Source organism: Streptomyces tagetis (assembly GCF_018069565.1).
Lineage (GTDB): Bacteria > Actinomycetota > Actinomycetes > Streptomycetales > Streptomycetaceae > Streptomyces > Streptomyces tagetis.
In genome coordinates, this window is record NZ_JAGPNL010000003.1 from 482,543 (window position 1) to 498,506 (window position 15,964).

Below are 15,964 nucleotides of genomic sequence, written 5' to 3' on the forward strand. Positions count from 1 at the left end.
CCCCGCCCCGGCCGCCGCCGCCGATGACCACCGTCCTCGTCGGCCTACTCGCCCTCGCCACCGGCTGGTGCTGGGGCCACCGCACCGCCCGCATCCGCCACATCCCGATCGGCGCGCTCGCCGCCGAGGACCAGGCCGCCATCCTCACCGCCGACCGCCAGCGTTTCGAGCAGCTCGTGGCCGGCCTCGACCTCAACCCCGACAACCCCGGGAGCACCCCGTGACCGACCACCCCGAGCCCACGTCCACGGGCCCCGAGCAGCCGCCCACCCCGACCGAGACCGAGCAACTCCGCGACACCGTAACCGCGCTCCAGGCGATCGTGAACCGCGTCCGCGAAGCCCTCGCCACCGACGCGCCCACCGACAAGGACGAGCGGAGCACCGGGCGCCGGGCCAACATCTGGTCCCAACTCGACCGCGTCGGCCGCGGCATCACCCTCAGCCCCAGCACCGCCGAGCTGCTACGCAACCAGGTCGAGGCCGAACTGCGGCTGGGCGACCAGGCACACGACCGCTGGAGGGCGCTGGAGGCCGCCGAGCGCTACCGGCAGGCTGCCGCGGACACATTCCAAGGCCGCCTCGCCGCCATCCGGCAGCAGACCGCCGAGGGCCTGGTCGCCGGGTTCGAGGAGTTGCAGCAGGACGCCGAGCGGTACAAGGCCGACTACCTCAGCGCGTGCGCGACGATCGCCGCCATGCACGAGGCGGCCACCGGCCGTACCGGCCTGGGACCGATCCGGGGTGTAGTCGAGGACGTCGCTGACATGCGCGTCCGCGCCGAGCAGGCGGAGTCCGCCATCGCCCGAACCCGTCGCATCGCCAAGGAATGGCGCGCGCGAGCAGACGAGAACCCCGCGACCGCACAGGTGTGGGCATCGGTCGCCAACGCGGTGCTCACCTCGACCAGCACGGAACTCCGCACCGACCGGCCCGCCCCGACAGCGACCGACACGGCCGAGTTGGAGAAGACCGCCCGAGTCCTCTCCGCCCTCCACCGGTCCGCCGAGGAGACCGTCACCCGCGTCATCGACCTTTACGAGCGGTGGGCGAAGGCCGGGCCGCCGCCGGCCGGGGTGATCCTCGCCCGCTGGTGGGACGCCCGGCTGGTGGAGCTGCACGACGCCGTCGCCGACCCGCTCGCCGACCAGCCCGTCGAGCAGGCGACCGAGTCGTGCCCGCACTGCCTCGGCGCCCCGACCCACCAGCTCGAAGCCCACATCGCCGAGCACCACCCCCACCACACCACGGAGGACTGACCCATGGGATGGGGCTCCGCCTACAGCATCTTCAACACCGTCGCCGACGCCCTCATCGAGGCCGAAGCCTCCGAGGAGGTGAAGGAAAACGCACTCACCAAGGTGATCCGCAGCCTCCAGGAAAATGACTGGGACACCGAGTTGGACTCACTCCAGTCGTACCTCAACGACCCCGCGATCGTGCGGGCCTTCGCCAACAACGGCATCACCTGGAAGGACTGACCTCATGACCGAGAAGCCCACCGCCGTGACCTACTTCATCGAGTCCCGCCCCGCCCCCACCCAGCCTTGGCGGCGGGCGCCGGGGGTTCGTGTCGGCTGGGAGTCCAAGGCCACGGCGCTGGAGAAGCTCGCCTGGCGGCGCGAGCAGCAGCCGAACTGGGAGCACCGGCTGATGGAACGGATCACCACGGTCACCGAGCGGCCGTCGGACCTGTCATGACAACCCGTCTGGAGATCCTCGGCGACGATGGCCGGTGGCACGAGGTGCCCGGCGTCGTCTCCGTCGAGCTGCGCCACGAGCAGCCCGACGACCCGCGCGACGAGGTGTACCGGCGTCACGACGCCTTCGACTCTCTCGTCTTCTCCATGCCGCGCCTTGCCGGCCGCATCGAGCTCAGCAACTGGATCGCGCGCTTCAGGGAGGCGTGCGATCGCGCGGAGGAGGAGACGCGGCGGGTCACCGCGGCCAGCGTCGTCGATCAGGACGGCCGGCCGATTCGGCGCCGGGACCGGCCCGCCTGGCAGTCCCCGTACGGACCCGCCCGAAGGAGCCGCTGACCATGCCCGAAGAGCCCTGCCCGTTCTGCGAGATCGTCGCCGGCCGCGCGCCCGCGACGATCGTCCGGGCCTGGCCCGACGCCCTCGCCATCGTCCCGCTCAACCCCGTTCGCGCCGGCCACACCCTCGTCATCCCCCGCGAGCACGTCACCGACTTCCTCGTCGACCCGGACGTGTCCGCCGCGACCATGCGCCGCGCCTCCCAGTTCGGCGGCGACTACCCCGCCGGGGCCATGAACCTGATCACCAGCCGGGGCAGAGCCGCGACTCAGAGCGTCTGGCACCTGCACCTGCATCTGCTGCCCCGCACCGAGGGCGACGGCCTCGCGCTGCCCTGGTACAGCGGCAAGGAAAGGAAGCACTGACCCATGACCATCGCCATCGACTTCGACGGTGTGATCCACGCCTACAGCAAGGGCTGGGCCGACGGCAGCATCTACGACCCGCCCCTGCCCGGCGCCCTCGACGGCCTCCGCCAGCTCATGGCCCAGGACGCCGTGTTCGTCTTCACCGCCCGCAACACCGAGCAGGTCGCCGACTGGCTGTTCGAACACGGCGAGTTCAACATCACGTGGGAGCCGCCCGGCGAGGCCACGTGCGAGTTCTGGAACGACCGGGACCGCATCCTCGTCACCAACCGGAAGCTGCCCGCGACCGCGTACCTCGACGACCGGGCCGTGAAGTTCACCGACTGGGGCCAGGCCCTCGCCGACCTCAGCCCCTCCCGGTGACCGCGCAGCACCGCTGCTGAGCAGCACGAAGGGGCGCGCTTCACGTCTCGCCAGACCAGCGCGCCCCCGGCAGTGATCACCGTACCTTCGCCACCCCGGGAGTCACGATGACCACCGCCACCCACCTCCACACCGTGATCAACCACTGGGCTGATCTCCAGCAGTCCCTCGCCACCAGCCAGGCCGACACCTGGCCCCCCGTCATGGGCATCGCCCGCCTCCACGACCACCTCAAGACCGACGAGGCCGCCACCGAGCTGCGCGCCCTCGAACGCTCCCCCGACCAGATCGGCACCACCGCCGCACCCCTCCGCATCGCCATCCTCGACACCATGACCGCCCTCGACCAGCAGCTCGTCGACGTCGCCGACCAGATCGCGTCCGCCGTCCAGCGTCCGCCGGCCAGCCGCGTCCGCTCCGCCAGCTCCGGCGACGACGTGGGCCTCCAGCTCGCGACGCTGATCCTCACGGACGAGGCCGACGCACGCCGCTGGTCGTACACCAACCCGAGGCTGCGCACCGCACCCTTCGCCGCGGCATGGCTCCTCGCCCGCCATGACGGGGCGCCCGGCCCCTTCCGCAAGCTCACCGGCGTCCACCACGACCAGATCACGGCCGCCGCGGTGTGGGCCGCCCACCAGGTCGACCAGGCGCTGGAGATGGCCCGCCGCACCCAGGTCCTGGAACGCCTATGCCCGCACTGCCGCGGCGTCCTCCGCATCGAGGGCGGCGACGGCAGTACGCCGGCAGTCCGCTGCCGCGGCTGCGGACGCACCTGGACCGGCCAGGAGGCGGCATGACGTTGCTCGTGCTCCAGGCTTGACCGTGGCACGCTGAGGATTGCGGTCCGGAAGGCCGGGTAGCGACCGGCGCCGGTGGGATATGGGAGCCCGCCCGGACCGCGCTGAGCAGCACGAGGCCCGCCGTCCCCGAGGGGCGCGGCGGGCTCACCCATCTCGACTGTGATGCAGGTCACGACTCGTGTGGTCCTGAGGCCCCGACACGGCGCACCGCCTCGACCAGCCTGGAACCCGACGACCGAAGGGATGCCAGCCGTGCCCGTGCTCCGCCAGCTCACCTCATGCCAGGCCCCCGCCACCATCACCGTGACCCACCGCACCAGCCGCAGCACCCTGGCCTGGCAGGTGTCCGTCTGCCACCGCCACCGCTGGGTAGCCATGCGACTGACCGGCGCATCCAGCCTCAACCACAAGGCCACCCGCCGCATCGCGGGGAATAGCGAGGCGCCGCGCTGCGGCACCATGCACGACCACCAACCCATCGACCGGGCCCTCCAGACCCACGCCCGGATGTGGCTCCAGGCCCCCGCCGAGCCCGGCGACACGTGGCCCGTCCAGCTACGGAACGCTGCGGACCACGCTGCCACTGTCGGCGCCCCGGGTGCCAGCACGATCACCAAGGCCGCCCAGCTCGGCGGGACCGGGCCCGACGACCCGGCCGTGCAGACCCGCGTGCTCGAACTGCTGTCGCGAGCCGAGAGCAGCTCGCCGGCCGTGGCGGCACGGCGGTAGTTCAGTAGGCCCTGTGCGCCAGGCCGAGGATCGTCCTGTCCACCCGGACACGCTGGCCGCCCTGCTCGTCGGGCGGGTACATGATCACCGGTGGCGGGCTCATGCCGTTCAGACTCGCCCCGGCCGCGAGCAGGCGCAACGGTGGGCTACTCCAGCCGCGAATGACGGAACCGGCCCCGAAGCCAACGCCCGGCCGGTAGCGTCCTGGGCGTGCCGTACTGCTACCGCTGCCGCCGACGGCCGCCGCCGCGGCTCCAAGGGCGAAGCCCGAGCCGACCGCGCCGACCACCGCGACCGGGCGCACCACGGCCTCGCTCCCGACGACGACATTCTCCACCAACCCGGTCTCCTCGCCATCGGCGTGCACCGGCTGCTCGACCGGCTCCTGGCCCGGCTGGAGCGGCGGTGAGCGGCCCCCGCGTCTACGGCCACGACCACGACGACCCCCAGCAGGGCCCGCAGCCCGGCCGCGAGTACGTCGAGCTCCACGGCGGCCCGCTCGACGGGCTGCTGTACGACGTCACCGGCATGAGCGTCGCCGACCAGCGCGACGGCGCGCTCCTCATCACCGAGCACGGCGCCCACGGGCCCGGCGGGAGGGCCGACTACGCCCTCGCCGCCACCGCCGGCCGGTGGGAGTGGCGCGGCGACATCCCGTAGACACGCCGATGCCCCCGCCTCGCTGAAGGACGGGGGCATCGGCGCGCGCGGGCTACGGCCGCCATTCCTCGCGGTAGCCGGACCGGTCCGCGTAGGGCAGGGCGAGCAGGCGCAGCGTGGTACAGGGCCACGAGAGTTCGGGGAACTGGAGGTTCGGTTCACAGGACCGGCACACGGTCTCCGTGTCGAAGTGCTGCGCGCCTCCTCCGGCTCGCAGGACCGCCCGCCCGTGCAGCTTCACGAGTTGTCGCTTGGCGTCGATCTCGCGCAGCACCCGCGCCGGCCGGTGCATCATGATGTGCCGCTCGTCGGCCGCCATCTCAGGGTCGAAGCTGCCGATCCGGGTGAACACGGCGGACAGTTCGGCATCAGCTGCCCGCGCGACCTGCTCATCAGCGTCGAGCTGAGCGCCCAGCCACTGCACCAGCTCATCCATCACAGGTTCCGCGCCGCGATGATGTCGGGGTCGGCGTCGACCAGGGCGTGAGCCTCGGCCCGGACGTCGGCAGGCAGCCGGTCGAACGCCTGCTGGTAGCCGTGCCGCATAACGCGGCCCCGGATGTCGTCCGGCATCGATGTGAACGCCGCCGGCGCCATGGCGCTCGCGAGGTCGCGCATGGTGATCGCCGCGAGTAGCAGGGCCGCAGCAGCGTCGATCAGCGCTGCTCGGTCGGTGGCGGGGGATGCAATCGGCATGTCCGCTCCTTCATCTTGGGGGGCGAGGTCGGTCCGCTTGCCCTGCTGAGGCGGGTTCGAGTCGAACCATGCGGCCACCTCATCAGCGCGGTAGAGGATCTTCGTGGAGCCCTCGACCGGGACCGGCTGAGGGAAGGTGGGCCTGCGCCGGTAGTTGTGCAGCGATGACCGGCCGATCCCGTGCTCCTGCTCGATCTGCTTCAGAGTGATCAAGCGGCTCCCCTCGCCTTCAGGGTTCGTGGGCACGGCTACATCCTCCCTGAACTTCTGGACAATGTCCACAAGTTCTGTCACTGTGGAACGGCACCAACGGAACGGCCCCGGTGCGAGGTGCGAACTCGCCCGGGGCCAGCCATCCCACCTGCATCACCAGGAGGAACGACCGTGACCCACGGTATCCGCACCACCCACCCCCAGCACAGCCCGACCGCCGAGGAGAAGGCCGCCGCCGCGCTGCTCGCCAAGGGCCGCGCCCGCGACGCCAGCCAGGCCGCCGCGATCGTCGCCGCCGGCACCGCCCTCGTTCTCGCCCCCGTCGACCCGGCCGTCTTCCGCCCGGCCGCGCCCGTACCGGCGCCCACCGTGCCCGGCTGCACCGCGATCCTCCTCGCCCACGCCACCCTCCGCGCCCAGGCCGACACGACCGCGCGGGTCCGCGCGCACCTCGGCTACCACCCCGCCTGGACGCCCCGTGCGCACCTTGGCGAGACGTCCAGGCGCATCCAGGCGTGGGACCAGCGCGAGCTGAACGCCCTGCACGAGCGCCTCGGCGGCGAGGTCACCGCCCGCGAGGTCACCCGCACCGCTGGCCGCACCACCTGGACCGCCACCGAGATCACCCTGACCGTCGACGTGCCCGGCGTCGGCCCGGTCACCGTCTCCACCGACTGGGACGAAGAGAGCGGCGGCCACGACCTGCCCCTCGCCCGCGGCCTGGCCCTGCCGACGGTGACCGTCTGATGGCCGACCAGCACACGCAGCCCCACAACCCGCGTACCTGCCAGCTCTGCGGCGTCCTCCGGCACCCCGCGCAAGCCAAGGCCGGCCGCGACCTCACCGCGCACCTGGAGAAGAGCCCGTTCCCGCAGCAGAAGGGCGGCCGGCGATGAGCGAGACAACGCCCGTCGACCAGGACGCGAACGCCACCGCGGCGCAGCTCCAGCAGCGGGCCGCCGCCGACCGGGCCGCCGCACAAGCCGCAGCCGCCGCGAAGGCCGCCAAGGGCGGCACCGGCATCCGCGAGGGCATCCTCCCCGGCGGTCCCCGATGAGGGGCAGCGCCTGGGACCTCCTCGGGCTGCTCCTGTCGTTCGCCGCCGGAGTGTTCGCCGTCATCTGGATCGCCACCCACTAGCCGCCGTCTGACGGCTGCCCGATCCGCCCGGCACAGCCGGGCGGTGAGGAGAGCCGGACAGCCCGGCCCCCGACCCGGCAGGAGACCCCCATACGCCGCCACTTCCGGGCCCCGCTCGCACGGTGGGGCTTCACGACCCTCGCCGCCATCGCCCTTGCCACGGCGCAGCCCGGCCCGTTCCTCGTCACCGCCGCCGTAGCCGCCTACGCCTGGCACAGCCGCCCCGGCCACCGCCGCTGACCCCCGACGGAAGGACCCTGATGAACCGCGCCCGCCTCGACGTGTTCGCCATCGTCGAGAAACTCCTCACCCTCGCCGCGCTCGCCCTCGTCGCCATCACCGTCGGCGGCCAGCTCGGTCCCATCCTCGGCCTGCACGGCACCCTCGGCCAGATCGCCGGCTGGTCCATCGCCCTCGTCTACGACGCCCTCTGGATCGGCGCCCTCCGCATGTCCGAGGTCGCGATCCGGCAGCGCTCCCGCATCGGCACGACCGTCATGCTCGGCCTGTCCGCCGCCGCGCTCGGCGTCTCCACCGGAACGCTCCTGATCCTCGGCCACGCCAAGGTGTTCGCGTTCGTCCCGGTCGCCGCCGCCGCGTTCATGAGCCTGCGCCTCTTCGTCGGCAACGTCCTCGCCGACAGCGCCACCGCCACCGAGATCGCCGACCAGTCCGCCGCCGACCGCAACGCCCGCGCCCGCGCCGCCGCCCGCGCCCGACACCTCCGCTCGACCGCGGTCACCGACGTCGTCACCGAGACCGCCGGCCACCTCGGGGAGATGGAGCGCCAGATCGCCCGCGCGCAGACCCTGACGAAGGGCGAAGCCCGCATCGCGAAGGCCCGCGCGGAGGCTGAGGACCGACTCCGGAAGGCCGACAAGAAGCACGGGCCGAAGGCGACCGCGTTCGCGGCACGGACCCTGACGCTGGCCGTGCCGACCCCCGGCACGCCCGCCCTTCCCACCGGCACGGCACCCGGCACACCCCGTGCAGTCACCGCTCCAACCCCGGCCGTCGAGGACACCCCCGGCACGCCCGACGAGCAGCCCGTCACGGACTCCGGCACGCAGGTCAGCACCCCTGCCAGCGCCGACCCCGGCACAGCCGACACGCCCCCGGCACACCCCGTCACGCTCACCGACCTCGCCACCGTCGCAGGCGTGCCGACCCCCGTGCCGGGCGAGCCCCTCACCGACGCGCAGCTCGACGTCGCCCTGCGACACCTGCGCTACACCGACGACCCGCCCCGCTCCTACCGCAAGGCCCGTGACGACTTCCGTGACGCCGGATTCGTCGGCAGCGAAGCACGCGTCCGCCGCGTCTGGGGCGCCCTCCTGACGCACGAGGAAACCACCCCCACAGGCGAGTAGCCCGGCGTCCGGCACCACCAGTGAGCGCCAGCACCAGCCGGTTCTGGCCCTCGCTGCGACTGCCGGAAGCAGTCACCCAGAGACGGCGAGTGACCCGGCGAGCAGCACCCCTGCAGACCCGGCAAGCAGACCCCAACCTGACCACCCTCACCCGACCCGACCCGCGACCCAGAGGACCGCCATGACCAGCCAGGGCGCCGACGAGCACCGTATCCGCAGCCTTCTCATCGGCATGGGCGTCGGTCCCACAGCCGCTACAGCCTCGGCCCCGGAGCCCGCCGCCCCCGCCCCGGCCATGCCCGCGGGGGCGCCCCCCGACGCCTGGTGGAACGAGCTGTACGCCGACAAGGAGCCGGCCGCCCCCGCGCCTGAGCGGCGTCCGACGCCACGGCTCCCGGACTGGTGGGCAGCCAAGCCCGAGCGCCTCCCCGGGCCGCCCCCGGAACTGCCAGCCGAGACAGCGCCCACACCAGCCGTCACGGAGACCGACACGCCTCTGACCGGCACTTCACCGGCCGTCACGCCGCCGCCCGCCGCCGACGACACGCCCCCGGCACACTCGGCGGCACACCCCCCGGCACGGCGGCACACCCCACCCCAGTCCCTCCTCGACGCCTGGGCCGCCATCCGCCCCCGCAGCCGCTGGCTCATCCACCACGCCACCGCCGCGACCGCCGGATGGCCCCTCGGCCTCGTCGACTGGGGCACCAACACCGCCGCCTGGTACGCCGCCGGCCACTGGACCACCCCCTCCGCCTGGGTCCTCTACGGCCTCGGCCTCTGCGCCATCTCCCTCTACCGGCGCGCCCGCACCTGGCCTTGGCCACTCGCCTGGGCCGCCACCATCCCCATCTCGTCTGTCTCCGTCGGCCTGCTGCTCTACGGCACCGGCGCCTGAGCCCCGAAGGACTCTCGTGGACTCCCTGTTCGGCAACCTCGGCATCGTCGGCCTCGCCGTCGCCCTGACCGTGCTGCTCCTCTTCGGCATCAAAGGCGGCGGCAAGGTCAAACCGTTGGGCTGGTGGCCCTGCCTCATCCTCGGCATGCTCGCCGGATCGGCCTACGCCGCGGCCGGCGGCATCTTCAAGCTCGTGCCCGACCTCGTCGGCTCCCTGCTGGACATGACGCAGAGCATCGTGCCGGGCGTCACGATGCCCGCTGTCGCCCTGGTCCTCGCCATCGTGATCTTCTTCAAGAAGCTGTCGACGAAGCAGGTCGCCCTCCTCGGGATCGTGTTCTGGTACGCGGCGTCCGGCGCGGGCGGCCTGTGGGGCACCGTGTCCAAGGCGATCGCCAACCTCGGCCAGCAGGTCGCCTGATGATCACCCGAACTGCGGACAAGGTCCGCGCCCTGCTCACGCTGCTGGGGCCGCTCGGCGCCGGCTCGCAGGCGCTGCTGCTGCGGTTGATCGGCCGGTTCGGCTGGCAGGGCGTACTCACCGCTGGCGTGGTCGCCGTGTACGCGGTGGCCCGGTACCGGCCGGCGATCGCCTGGCTCCTCACCGCATGGTGCGTCGCCGCGTGGATGCACACCCCACGCGAGGAGGACGAGGAAGAGCCCGAGGCTCCTGCCGAGAAGGCAGGGGAGGAGCCCTTCGCCGAGGCCCCCGCGGATGCGCTCCCGGGGCTGCTCTGGGCCCTCATCGGGGAGGCCCCCGGAGTCCACATCAAGACCCTCGCCGCCCACCTCACCGCAGCGGCCCCTGATACCCCCATCGACCGGCCTGCCGTGAGGGCCGCCCTCACCTCCCGCGGCATCCCCCTCCGGGGGTCCGTTCGGGACGCCTCCGGAAAGGTCAACGAGGGAGTCCACCGAGACGACCTGGAGTGCTGGGAACAGGCCCTCTCCGGCCCCTCTCTCGACCCCCACCCTGGGGCCCGTGGCAACCCCGTAGCTACGCCCCTGACCAGCGATGTAGCAGACGCCGCTACAGCCGTAGCTACGCCTCCTACCGCCGCCGACTGACTCCGCCTGGAAGGACCCCCGTCATGCCCTACGAGTACTGGTGCCGCCAGTGCGAAGCCGTCTCTCCGGAGCAGCGCGACCGTCGCGCGGACGCCGAGGACGAGGTCATCGAGCACCGGCGTGCCGCACACGGGGGGCTGGCGCCGGCGGCCGGTGACGGGGTGCGGCGGGTGCACGACGAGACGCGGCACGGCTGCTCGGGCTCGCTGCTGTTCATCGCGTTTCTGGTCTTCGCGGTCCTGGCGAACTGCTGGGGCCGCTGAGCCTCAAACCTCCGGAGAAGCCCGCTCGGGACCACGGAAAGGACATCCACATGGACCACGACATGAGCACCGAGGACCTGTTCACCGGCGACGAACTGGCCGCGATGGACCGCGACGACGAGCTGCGCATGGACGCCGCCGACGAGGCCCGCTACGCCACCGAGGACGACACGCAGCCGGGCGACGACGCGCCCTTCGAGGGCCTCGCGGACGGCGAAGAGCGCTGACCCGCTGACCCCGGGGCGGCCGGCTTGCTGGCAGGCGGACGGCCGCCCCGGTCCCCATCCCGCAACACGAGACAGGAGCATCATCATGGGCCTCTTCGGCCGGAAGACCGAGACCGACAAGCTGAACGCCGTCGTCGACCGGCTGCCCCGCCGGGCCGCCGACTGGACCCCGGAGCAGCGCGCCGCATTCACCGCCCAGTCCGACCGGGCCATGCGTGAGCAGAATGAGCACAACCGGCGGCGGCCGTAGCGCGGTGCCACACTGATTCCGGGTCCCGCCGCGTACCCCCGTCGCGGCGGGACCCACTGCGAATGGACACCTGTCGATAGCTACCGGAATCCACTACCGAGAGTGATCATCTGGGGTGGGCCGGACGGCCGTACCAACCGTCCCCACTGGGGTGAAATCACCAAACGTGACCGAGTTGGCACCCTTAATCAGCTCCAAACCGGGTATTGTTCTTAGTGCTGGAGCCCCTTGGTGGGCTGCCGGGATCAGGTCGGAACCAGGCAACTGGATCCCTCCACCCTAGAGGTGGTTGTGGCCCCCGGAGCCCTCCGAGGGGCTTCGCTTCGTTACTGCACGCTCCACTTTGACCACCAGCAGCGCTGCGTGATGAACGCGGGAGACCCCATCACCTTCACGCCGTATCCGAGCAGAGCGCCGCGCGGAGACCGATAGAGCTGGTGCTTGCACAGCAACAGGTTCTCAGCACACCGCCCGTCGGAAGCATCACCGGTGAGCGCGACGTTGAGCAGGCCGGCATGGATGTCCGCCAGCTGCACGCCATCCCAGTCAGTGCCGGTCCAGGTGACCGGCCACCGGATGTACGCCCAAGGGACCGTCCACGGCGTGTAGACAGCGCCGCTCCGGACGTAGTTCAGGTACTTGAGCGTGTCCTTGTGGTCCATGTTCTTGACCGCGCCAAGGCGCACGATTGCGAGGCGGGCACCACCCGGCCACCCGTAGGCGGCGTACGCGACACGCTCCAGCAGAAGGCGAGTCGTGTAGTTGTAAAAGCGATCTTTGTCGGCCATGCCGGGGTAGTTCCGCACAGCCACTTTCGGGACGACGACGTGCACCACTTTCGCCGACGGCATCGCCGCGAGAGTGACCGCCGCCCGTTGGCGACGGTGCTCGTGCTTTTTCCGAAAGTGCTCTTTCCAGTGAAGAGGTCTCGTCGTGTCTGGGTTGCTCACGTGGATCATCGCGCGCAGTCCACCTGCGGCGACCTTCACGGTCCAGTCGTCCTCGGCGGGGACGAGCAGTGCCGTCATCGCGAAGAACGGCGAGCTGGCGTTGCTGACGCCGCGGTCGCCCGTCTCATCGACGTAAACGCTGAGCTTTGGCAGGGCACCGAGCTCAGCCTGGGTGAGCGGCGCGGGAGTCATCGTCCGGATCCGCTGCTGCGGGCGCGGGGATGCGCGCTGCGGGTGGTTTGCGCCACGGGAGGCTCGTTCTCCTCTGGTTCTGTACCCCCGGCGGCCTGGACCCCGCCGGGGGTGTTCTGTACTTGTCGGCCGTCCGCGAGCCCCCTGGTCCACACGTCCGGTAACACAACGTTACACCTGATGACCGGAGTGCTCGCTCGCCCTTTTGGAACCGGTGTGAAAGCGGCCAAACGGGTGAGGCTGTTCCGCTTAGTTGGCCTTTCTCCGACTGCGGTCCCACCCCTATCCACAGCCCGCCGCAGGGCCGGGACCCGTCCCCTCCGCCCGGAGTAGCGCAGCGTGCGCCCACCCACGCCCCGGGGTGAATCTGGACAGCATGAGCCCGGCGCCCGTGATCGTGTATCCGCCCGACGAGTCCGGTGGCCGGCGTGTCCGGGTGGACGTGACGATCCTGGGCCTAGCGCACGGTGTGCGGGACGTCGCCGCGTTCCTCCAACAGGCGGGGCTTCAAGGGTTCGACGAGATGGACGTGGTCCGCACCGACCTGATCGAGTGGCGAGGGGGCGGGCCCGACGTCTGGACCGCCCCCAACTGATCACCTGATGCCGCGCTGGTGCGCCTCCCGACGAATCCATGCGGCCTTCGCCGCCGCCCGACCTGCCAGCTCGCGCTGCTCCGGCGTGAGGTGTTGGGGCATCGGGCGAGGTGCGCCGCCCGGCTCTAGAAGCAGGTCGGCCTTCCGAGTAAGCGGGTAGATGTCGGCGGCGGCGTAACTGTCGTCCCACGAGATGCGGTGCCCGGTGGGCGGGCACACGCGGTCGGCGTAGGCGACAGCAAGAAGGTGGTGCGCGGGCTCGCCACCGAGTTCGACCTCATGCGGGTCGGGCAGATGACGACTGATCCACTTGGCAGCGTTGACGTGGCGGGGGTGGTGCATAAGCCCTCCCGGACTCGCTCCTGGACTGATTCAGGCCCCGCGCCTGGGCACCATTGTGCCGCACGCCGCTGACAGCCGCCCCAGCTCCAGGGCAAGCCGCGATCACCCCGCCATCACCCCAGACGCGTCCGCGGCCGGTGGAGTACGCCATCGGCCGCTCGACCTCACGCGAACGTCACAGAACCACCACAATGGTTCACGCCATCCCCACAACCGCCATGATGCTCGTCTGCCCAACCCACCGCGTTCCAGGGGGAACCATGCGCATCCGCTACGCCGCTGCCACCGCCCTCGCCGCCTTCGCCCTCGCCGCCTGCACCAGCAGCGATCCGGCGCCCGACGCCAAGCCCTCGGCCAGCCCGAGCACCGACCTGGGCGCCGCAGAGAAGGGCGCCGGCATCCCGCCCGTCCCGACCGGCGCCGACCGCGCCGAGCTCCTCCGGGCCCTCGCCGCAGCCAACTCGGACATCGTGAAGTACGAGGACAAGGCCATCGACGCGGCCCGCAACCAGTGCAGCGCCGTCAACGGCGAGGGCGTGAAGCGCGTCGACTGGCTGGCCAGCCAGCGCTTCACCTACAAGGACGTCACGACGACCGAGGCACAGGGCGCACAGATCAACCAGGCCCTCCGGGACATCGGCTTCTGCCAGACGTGACCTGCTTGCGTTCCGGGACGGCATGATCCATCCTGGGGCCAAGTCCGGCGTGCCCGGACACCACAGACGCATACCGCGCCCCTCGGCGCACAGGAGGCCCGCCACCGTGCGGGCCTTCGTCATGTCCCGGGGGGTGAGCCGTCATGGCGAAGGCCCGTCCGGTCACCGACACAGAGCGCGCCCGCGTCCGCGACCTCCACGCCCAGGGCAAGGGCCGCAACGAGATCGCCGAGATCCTGGAGCGCTCCGGCCGCACCATCAGCAAGATCGCCGCCAGCTTCGACCCGCCTCTCTCCTTCGCCAGGGCCGCCGAGGTCCGCGTCGCCACCGAAGTCCGCCAAGCCGACCTCGCCGACCGCCGCGCCGCCCTCGCCCAGCGCCTCCAGGACGTCGCCGAGCGCGAACTGGAGAGGGTCAACGCCCCGCACAAGTACTTCGACTGGGGCGGCAAGGACCACAATTACGACGAGCGTTGGCAGGACGAGCCAACCCCGGCCGACAAGCGCGCGCTGCTCGGCGTCGTCGCCACCGCCATCGACCGGTCGCTGAAGCTCTCCCCGCCGAAGGACGAGACCGGCACTGAGGAGGGCATCGCGCTGATCACCAACCTGATGTCCGGGCTGACCGCCGTCTACAAGGCACAGCAGGGCAAGGAGGCCGACGAGGGGGCGTGATGCTCCAGAACGTCGACCTGCCCCTCTCCCGGAAGCAGATCGCAAGCATCGTCGAAGCGACAGCTCGCATCAACATCTGGCACGGAGCGATCCGATCCGGCAAGACCATCGCCTCCTTGATCGCGCTGCTCGCCGCGATCGCCACCGCACCCCGGGCCGGCCTCATCCTCATCACTGGCCGCACCCTCGACACCATCGGCCGCAACATCATGGAGCCGCTCGTCGACCCCGGCCTGTTCGGGGCGCTGGCAAAGCTGATCGTCTGGACGCCCGGAGCGAAGACCGCGGTCATCCTGGGGCGGACCGTGCACCTGATCGGCGCGAACGACCGCCGCTCTGAGGGAAAGATCCGCGGCGCGACCGTCTCCCTCGTCTACTGCGACGAAGTCAGCCTGTTGCCGAAGGACTTCTTCCGCCAGCTCCTCGGCCGCCTGTCAGTCAAGGGCGCCCGGCTCATGGGCACCACCAACCCCGACAACCCCGGGCACTGGCTGAAGAAGGAGTACCTCGACCGCGAGGGCGAACTCGACCTCCGTTCCTGGCACTTCAACCTCGACGACAACCCGTCGCTGGACGAGGACTATGTCGCCTCGCTGAAGAAGGAGTACGTCGGCCTCTGGTACCGGCGCTTCATCCTCGGCGCTTGGGTCCAGTCCGAGGGCGCCGTCTACGAGATGTTCGACCCGATCCGGCACATCGTGAAGGACCTGCCGCGGATCGATCGCTGGCTGGCCGACGGCATCGACTACGGAACCGTGAACCCCTTCGCGGACGTGCTTGTCGGCCTCGGCTCCGACCATCGGCTGTACGTGGTGAGCGAGTACCGGCACGACTCCCGTATGGCCCGCCGGCAGATGACCGATGCGGAGTACTCGCGGGCGCGTCGGCAGTGGCTGGCGAAGGTCCGGCAACCCCATGCGGCGGTGGTCGGGGTACAGCCGGAGTGGACGGTTGTCGACCCGTCCGCGTCCAGCTTCATCGAGCAGCTACACCGCGATGGCGTGAGCGGTGTGACGCACGCCGACAACGCGGTGCTGGACGGAATCCGAACCGTGTCGTCGCTGCTGGCGACCGACGATCTGCGGGTCCATGAGTCGGCTGTCGGCCTGATTGATGAGTTCCCGGGCTACTCCTGGGATGACACGGCGGCCGAGGCCGGCGAGGACAAGCCGATCAAGGAAAACGATCACTCGCTTGATGCGACGAGGTATGCCATCCGCACGACCGAGCCGCTGTGGCGGCCGTACCTACCGACCCGCCTGGAGGTGGCCGCCTGATGGCTCAGCTTGGCCCGGTTCCGGGCTTGCCGCGGTGGACCGGCGTCAAGGCCGTGGTGGGTCCGCTGTCCCAACACGAAGTGACCCACCGCGCCGACGGCCGCACGTCCCTCGAAGTGCCGGTGTCTGTACAGCTCACACGACGCGCCCGTTTCTGGGCGCGCTGGCGCATGCTCACGGGGAGGTGGCCGT

The 15,964-nt window shown here is 71.3% G+C and carries 29 protein-coding genes; 24 read left to right on the top strand and 5 right to left on the bottom strand.

Annotated elements, in window-relative coordinates:
* Window positions 1-23: 23 nt before the first annotated feature.
* The 9 genes from J5Y05_RS14315 (at window position 24) to J5Y05_RS14355 (ending at window position 4,301) form a co-directional block, all read left to right on the top strand.
* The gene (locus tag J5Y05_RS14315; RefSeq protein ID WP_210872240.1) at window positions 24-224 is read left to right on the top strand and encodes a hypothetical protein; all 201 of its coding nucleotides are present in this window, start codon (window positions 24-26) and stop codon (window positions 222-224) included.
* Window positions 221-1,258: a hypothetical protein gene (locus tag J5Y05_RS14320; protein ID WP_210872242.1), complete on the top strand. Its 1,038-nt coding sequence runs from the start codon at window positions 221-223 to the stop codon at window positions 1,256-1,258. Before J5Y05_RS14315 ends, J5Y05_RS14320 begins: the two co-directional genes overlap by 4 nt.
* Window positions 1,259-1,261: 3 nt before the next feature.
* Window positions 1,262-1,480: a hypothetical protein gene (locus J5Y05_RS14325; protein ID WP_210872244.1), complete on the top strand. Its 219-nt coding sequence runs from the start codon at window positions 1,262-1,264 to the stop codon at window positions 1,478-1,480.
* A 4-nt stretch (window positions 1,481-1,484) separates the two neighbouring features.
* Complete coding sequence (locus J5Y05_RS14330; RefSeq protein WP_210872245.1) at window positions 1,485-1,700, top strand: hypothetical protein; 216 nt, start codon at window positions 1,485-1,487, stop codon at window positions 1,698-1,700.
* Complete coding sequence (locus J5Y05_RS14335) at window positions 1,697-2,038, top strand: hypothetical protein (protein ID WP_210872247.1); 342 nt, start codon at window positions 1,697-1,699, stop codon at window positions 2,036-2,038. The genes J5Y05_RS14330 and J5Y05_RS14335 overlap by 4 nt, the downstream gene beginning before the upstream one ends.
* Window positions 2,039-2,040: 2 nt before the next feature.
* Window positions 2,041-2,403: an HIT family protein gene (locus tag J5Y05_RS14340; RefSeq protein ID WP_210872249.1), complete on the top strand. Its 363-nt coding sequence runs from the start codon at window positions 2,041-2,043 to the stop codon at window positions 2,401-2,403.
* Window positions 2,404-2,406: 3 nt separating this feature from the next.
* Window positions 2,407-2,769, top strand: a complete 363-nt coding sequence (locus J5Y05_RS14345) for an HAD family hydrolase (protein ID WP_210872251.1) — start codon at window positions 2,407-2,409, stop codon at window positions 2,767-2,769.
* 107 nt (window positions 2,770-2,876) lie between these two features.
* Window positions 2,877-3,569 carry a zinc ribbon domain-containing protein gene (locus J5Y05_RS14350; protein ID WP_210872253.1) on the top strand — a complete coding sequence of 231 codons (693 nt, stop codon included), beginning with the start codon at window positions 2,877-2,879 and terminating at the stop codon, window positions 3,567-3,569.
* A gap of 255 nt (window positions 3,570-3,824) precedes the next feature.
* A complete protein-coding gene (locus tag J5Y05_RS14355; protein WP_210872255.1) occupies window positions 3,825-4,301 on the top strand; it encodes a hypothetical protein in 477 nt (158 codons plus the stop codon).
* A 1-nt stretch (window position 4,302) separates the two neighbouring features.
* Here the strand turns inward: J5Y05_RS14355 and J5Y05_RS14360 are convergent, their stop codons facing one another.
* Window positions 4,303-4,638 (bottom strand): hypothetical protein, encoded by a 336-nt coding sequence (locus J5Y05_RS14360; RefSeq protein ID WP_210872819.1) that lies wholly within the window; start codon window positions 4,636-4,638, stop codon window positions 4,303-4,305.
* Window positions 4,639-4,706: 68 nt separating this feature from the next.
* On the opposite strand from J5Y05_RS14360, the gene J5Y05_RS14365 reads away from it, so the two are divergent.
* On the top strand, window positions 4,707-4,961 hold the full coding sequence (locus tag J5Y05_RS14365; RefSeq protein ID WP_210872257.1) for a hypothetical protein: 255 nt from the start codon (window positions 4,707-4,709) through the stop codon (window positions 4,959-4,961).
* 52 nt (window positions 4,962-5,013) lie between these two features.
* On the opposite strand, the gene J5Y05_RS14370 is transcribed toward J5Y05_RS14365, so the two are convergent.
* Window positions 5,014-5,397 carry a DUF6221 family protein gene (locus J5Y05_RS14370; RefSeq protein ID WP_210872259.1) on the bottom strand — a complete coding sequence of 128 codons (384 nt, stop codon included), beginning with the start codon at window positions 5,395-5,397 and terminating at the stop codon, window positions 5,014-5,016.
* Window positions 5,397-5,870, bottom strand: coding sequence for a helix-turn-helix transcriptional regulator (locus tag J5Y05_RS14375; RefSeq protein ID WP_210872261.1), 474 nt, complete (start codon window positions 5,868-5,870; stop codon window positions 5,397-5,399). Before J5Y05_RS14375 ends, J5Y05_RS14370 begins: the two co-directional genes overlap by 1 nt.
* Window positions 5,871-6,041: 171 nt before the next feature.
* On the opposite strand from J5Y05_RS14375, the gene J5Y05_RS14380 reads away from it, so the two are divergent.
* The 10 genes from J5Y05_RS14380 to J5Y05_RS14425 all read left to right on the top strand — a co-directional run bounded on the left by J5Y05_RS14380 (window position 6,042) and on the right by J5Y05_RS14425 (window position 11,086).
* On the top strand, window positions 6,042-6,617 hold the full coding sequence (locus J5Y05_RS14380) for a hypothetical protein (RefSeq protein WP_210872263.1): 576 nt from the start codon (window positions 6,042-6,044) through the stop codon (window positions 6,615-6,617).
* Window positions 6,617-6,766, top strand: coding sequence for a hypothetical protein (locus J5Y05_RS14385; RefSeq protein WP_210872265.1), 150 nt, complete (start codon window positions 6,617-6,619; stop codon window positions 6,764-6,766). The genes J5Y05_RS14380 and J5Y05_RS14385 overlap by 1 nt, the downstream gene beginning before the upstream one ends.
* Entirely contained in the window at window positions 6,763-6,927 is a 165-nt protein-coding gene (locus tag J5Y05_RS14390; protein ID WP_210872266.1) for a hypothetical protein, read from the top strand. The genes J5Y05_RS14385 and J5Y05_RS14390 overlap by 4 nt, the downstream gene beginning before the upstream one ends.
* A gap of 343 nt (window positions 6,928-7,270) precedes the next feature.
* Window positions 7,271-8,380: a hypothetical protein gene (locus J5Y05_RS14395; RefSeq protein WP_210872268.1), complete on the top strand. Its 1,110-nt coding sequence runs from the start codon at window positions 7,271-7,273 to the stop codon at window positions 8,378-8,380.
* A gap of 181 nt (window positions 8,381-8,561) precedes the next feature.
* On the top strand, window positions 8,562-9,278 hold the full coding sequence (locus J5Y05_RS14400) for a hypothetical protein (protein ID WP_210872270.1): 717 nt from the start codon (window positions 8,562-8,564) through the stop codon (window positions 9,276-9,278).
* A 16-nt stretch (window positions 9,279-9,294) separates the two neighbouring features.
* A complete protein-coding gene (locus J5Y05_RS14405; RefSeq protein ID WP_210872272.1) occupies window positions 9,295-9,699 on the top strand; it encodes a hypothetical protein in 405 nt (134 codons plus the stop codon).
* Window positions 9,699-10,346, top strand: a complete 648-nt coding sequence (locus J5Y05_RS14410) for a hypothetical protein (protein ID WP_210872274.1) — start codon at window positions 9,699-9,701, stop codon at window positions 10,344-10,346. The genes J5Y05_RS14405 and J5Y05_RS14410 overlap by 1 nt, the downstream gene beginning before the upstream one ends.
* A gap of 23 nt (window positions 10,347-10,369) precedes the next feature.
* Entirely contained in the window at window positions 10,370-10,609 is a 240-nt protein-coding gene (locus J5Y05_RS14415; protein WP_210872276.1) for a hypothetical protein, read from the top strand.
* A gap of 50 nt (window positions 10,610-10,659) precedes the next feature.
* Window positions 10,660-10,836: a hypothetical protein gene (locus tag J5Y05_RS14420; RefSeq protein WP_210872278.1), complete on the top strand. Its 177-nt coding sequence runs from the start codon at window positions 10,660-10,662 to the stop codon at window positions 10,834-10,836.
* An 85-nt stretch (window positions 10,837-10,921) separates the two neighbouring features.
* Entirely contained in the window at window positions 10,922-11,086 is a 165-nt protein-coding gene (locus tag J5Y05_RS14425) for a hypothetical protein (RefSeq protein WP_210872280.1), read from the top strand.
* Between the two features lie 326 nt (window positions 11,087-11,412).
* Here J5Y05_RS14425 and J5Y05_RS14430 read toward each other — a convergent pair whose 3' ends face one another.
* Complete coding sequence (locus tag J5Y05_RS14430; protein ID WP_210872282.1) at window positions 11,413-12,228, bottom strand: DUF3800 domain-containing protein; 816 nt, start codon at window positions 12,226-12,228, stop codon at window positions 11,413-11,415.
* A gap of 376 nt (window positions 12,229-12,604) precedes the next feature.
* Here J5Y05_RS14430 and J5Y05_RS14435 point away from each other — a divergent pair, with 376 nt between their 5' ends.
* The gene (locus tag J5Y05_RS14435) at window positions 12,605-12,823 is read left to right on the top strand and encodes a hypothetical protein (protein WP_210872284.1); all 219 of its coding nucleotides are present in this window, start codon (window positions 12,605-12,607) and stop codon (window positions 12,821-12,823) included.
* Here J5Y05_RS14435 and J5Y05_RS14440 read toward each other — a convergent pair whose 3' ends face one another.
* Window positions 12,824-13,165: a hypothetical protein gene (locus J5Y05_RS14440; protein WP_210872285.1), complete on the bottom strand. Its 342-nt coding sequence runs from the start codon at window positions 13,163-13,165 to the stop codon at window positions 12,824-12,826. It abuts the gene before it with no gap.
* Between the two features lie 260 nt (window positions 13,166-13,425).
* Here J5Y05_RS14440 and J5Y05_RS14445 point away from each other — a divergent pair, with 260 nt between their 5' ends.
* The 3 genes from J5Y05_RS14445 (at window position 13,426) to J5Y05_RS14455 (ending at window position 15,772) form a co-directional block, all read left to right on the top strand.
* On the top strand, window positions 13,426-13,821 hold the full coding sequence (locus J5Y05_RS14445) for a hypothetical protein (RefSeq protein ID WP_210872287.1): 396 nt from the start codon (window positions 13,426-13,428) through the stop codon (window positions 13,819-13,821).
* A gap of 143 nt (window positions 13,822-13,964) precedes the next feature.
* A complete protein-coding gene (locus tag J5Y05_RS14450) occupies window positions 13,965-14,495 on the top strand; it encodes a helix-turn-helix domain-containing protein (protein WP_210872289.1) in 531 nt (176 codons plus the stop codon).
* Complete coding sequence (locus J5Y05_RS14455; RefSeq protein ID WP_210872291.1) at window positions 14,495-15,772, top strand: PBSX family phage terminase large subunit; 1,278 nt, start codon at window positions 14,495-14,497, stop codon at window positions 15,770-15,772. The genes J5Y05_RS14450 and J5Y05_RS14455 overlap by 1 nt, the downstream gene beginning before the upstream one ends.
* The last annotated feature ends 192 nt before the right edge of the window (window positions 15,773-15,964 follow it).

Excerpts from the sequence above, each read along its gene's own strand:
- J5Y05_RS14315 (WP_210872240.1), top strand. The coding sequence starts at position 24 with ATGACCACCGTCCTCGTCGGCCTACTCGCCCTCGCCACCGGCTGGTGC.
- J5Y05_RS14325 (WP_210872244.1), top strand. The coding sequence starts at position 1,262 with ATGGGATGGGGCTCCGCCTACAGCATCTTCAACACCGTCGCCGACGCC.
- J5Y05_RS14330 (WP_210872245.1), top strand. The coding sequence starts at position 1,485 with ATGACCGAGAAGCCCACCGCCGTGACCTACTTCATCGAGTCCCGCCCC.
- J5Y05_RS14335 (WP_210872247.1), top strand. The coding sequence starts at position 1,697 with ATGACAACCCGTCTGGAGATCCTCGGCGACGATGGCCGGTGGCACGAG.
- J5Y05_RS14340 (WP_210872249.1), top strand. The coding sequence starts at position 2,041 with ATGCCCGAAGAGCCCTGCCCGTTCTGCGAGATCGTCGCCGGCCGCGCG.
- J5Y05_RS14345 (WP_210872251.1), top strand. The coding sequence starts at position 2,407 with ATGACCATCGCCATCGACTTCGACGGTGTGATCCACGCCTACAGCAAG.
- J5Y05_RS14350 (WP_210872253.1), top strand. The coding sequence starts at position 2,877 with ATGACCACCGCCACCCACCTCCACACCGTGATCAACCACTGGGCTGAT.
- J5Y05_RS14370 (WP_210872259.1), bottom strand. The coding sequence starts at position 5,397 with ATGGATGAGCTGGTGCAGTGGCTGGGCGCTCAGCTCGACGCTGATGAG.
- J5Y05_RS14385 (WP_210872265.1), top strand. The coding sequence starts at position 6,617 with ATGGCCGACCAGCACACGCAGCCCCACAACCCGCGTACCTGCCAGCTC.
- J5Y05_RS14390 (WP_210872266.1), top strand. The coding sequence starts at position 6,763 with ATGAGCGAGACAACGCCCGTCGACCAGGACGCGAACGCCACCGCGGCG.
- J5Y05_RS14395 (WP_210872268.1), top strand. The coding sequence starts at position 7,271 with ATGAACCGCGCCCGCCTCGACGTGTTCGCCATCGTCGAGAAACTCCTC.
- J5Y05_RS14400 (WP_210872270.1), top strand. The coding sequence starts at position 8,562 with ATGACCAGCCAGGGCGCCGACGAGCACCGTATCCGCAGCCTTCTCATC.
- J5Y05_RS14410 (WP_210872274.1), top strand. The coding sequence starts at position 9,699 with ATGATCACCCGAACTGCGGACAAGGTCCGCGCCCTGCTCACGCTGCTG.
- J5Y05_RS14415 (WP_210872276.1), top strand. The coding sequence starts at position 10,370 with ATGCCCTACGAGTACTGGTGCCGCCAGTGCGAAGCCGTCTCTCCGGAG.
- J5Y05_RS14420 (WP_210872278.1), top strand. The coding sequence starts at position 10,660 with ATGGACCACGACATGAGCACCGAGGACCTGTTCACCGGCGACGAACTG.
- J5Y05_RS14425 (WP_210872280.1), top strand. The coding sequence starts at position 10,922 with ATGGGCCTCTTCGGCCGGAAGACCGAGACCGACAAGCTGAACGCCGTC.
- J5Y05_RS14430 (WP_210872282.1), bottom strand. The coding sequence starts at position 12,228 with ATGACTCCCGCGCCGCTCACCCAGGCTGAGCTCGGTGCCCTGCCAAAG.
- J5Y05_RS14435 (WP_210872284.1), top strand. The coding sequence starts at position 12,605 with ATGAGCCCGGCGCCCGTGATCGTGTATCCGCCCGACGAGTCCGGTGGC.
- J5Y05_RS14440 (WP_210872285.1), bottom strand. The coding sequence starts at position 13,165 with ATGCACCACCCCCGCCACGTCAACGCTGCCAAGTGGATCAGTCGTCAT.
- J5Y05_RS14445 (WP_210872287.1), top strand. The coding sequence starts at position 13,426 with ATGCGCATCCGCTACGCCGCTGCCACCGCCCTCGCCGCCTTCGCCCTC.
- J5Y05_RS14450 (WP_210872289.1), top strand. The coding sequence starts at position 13,965 with ATGGCGAAGGCCCGTCCGGTCACCGACACAGAGCGCGCCCGCGTCCGC.
- J5Y05_RS14455 (WP_210872291.1), top strand. The coding sequence starts at position 14,495 with ATGCTCCAGAACGTCGACCTGCCCCTCTCCCGGAAGCAGATCGCAAGC.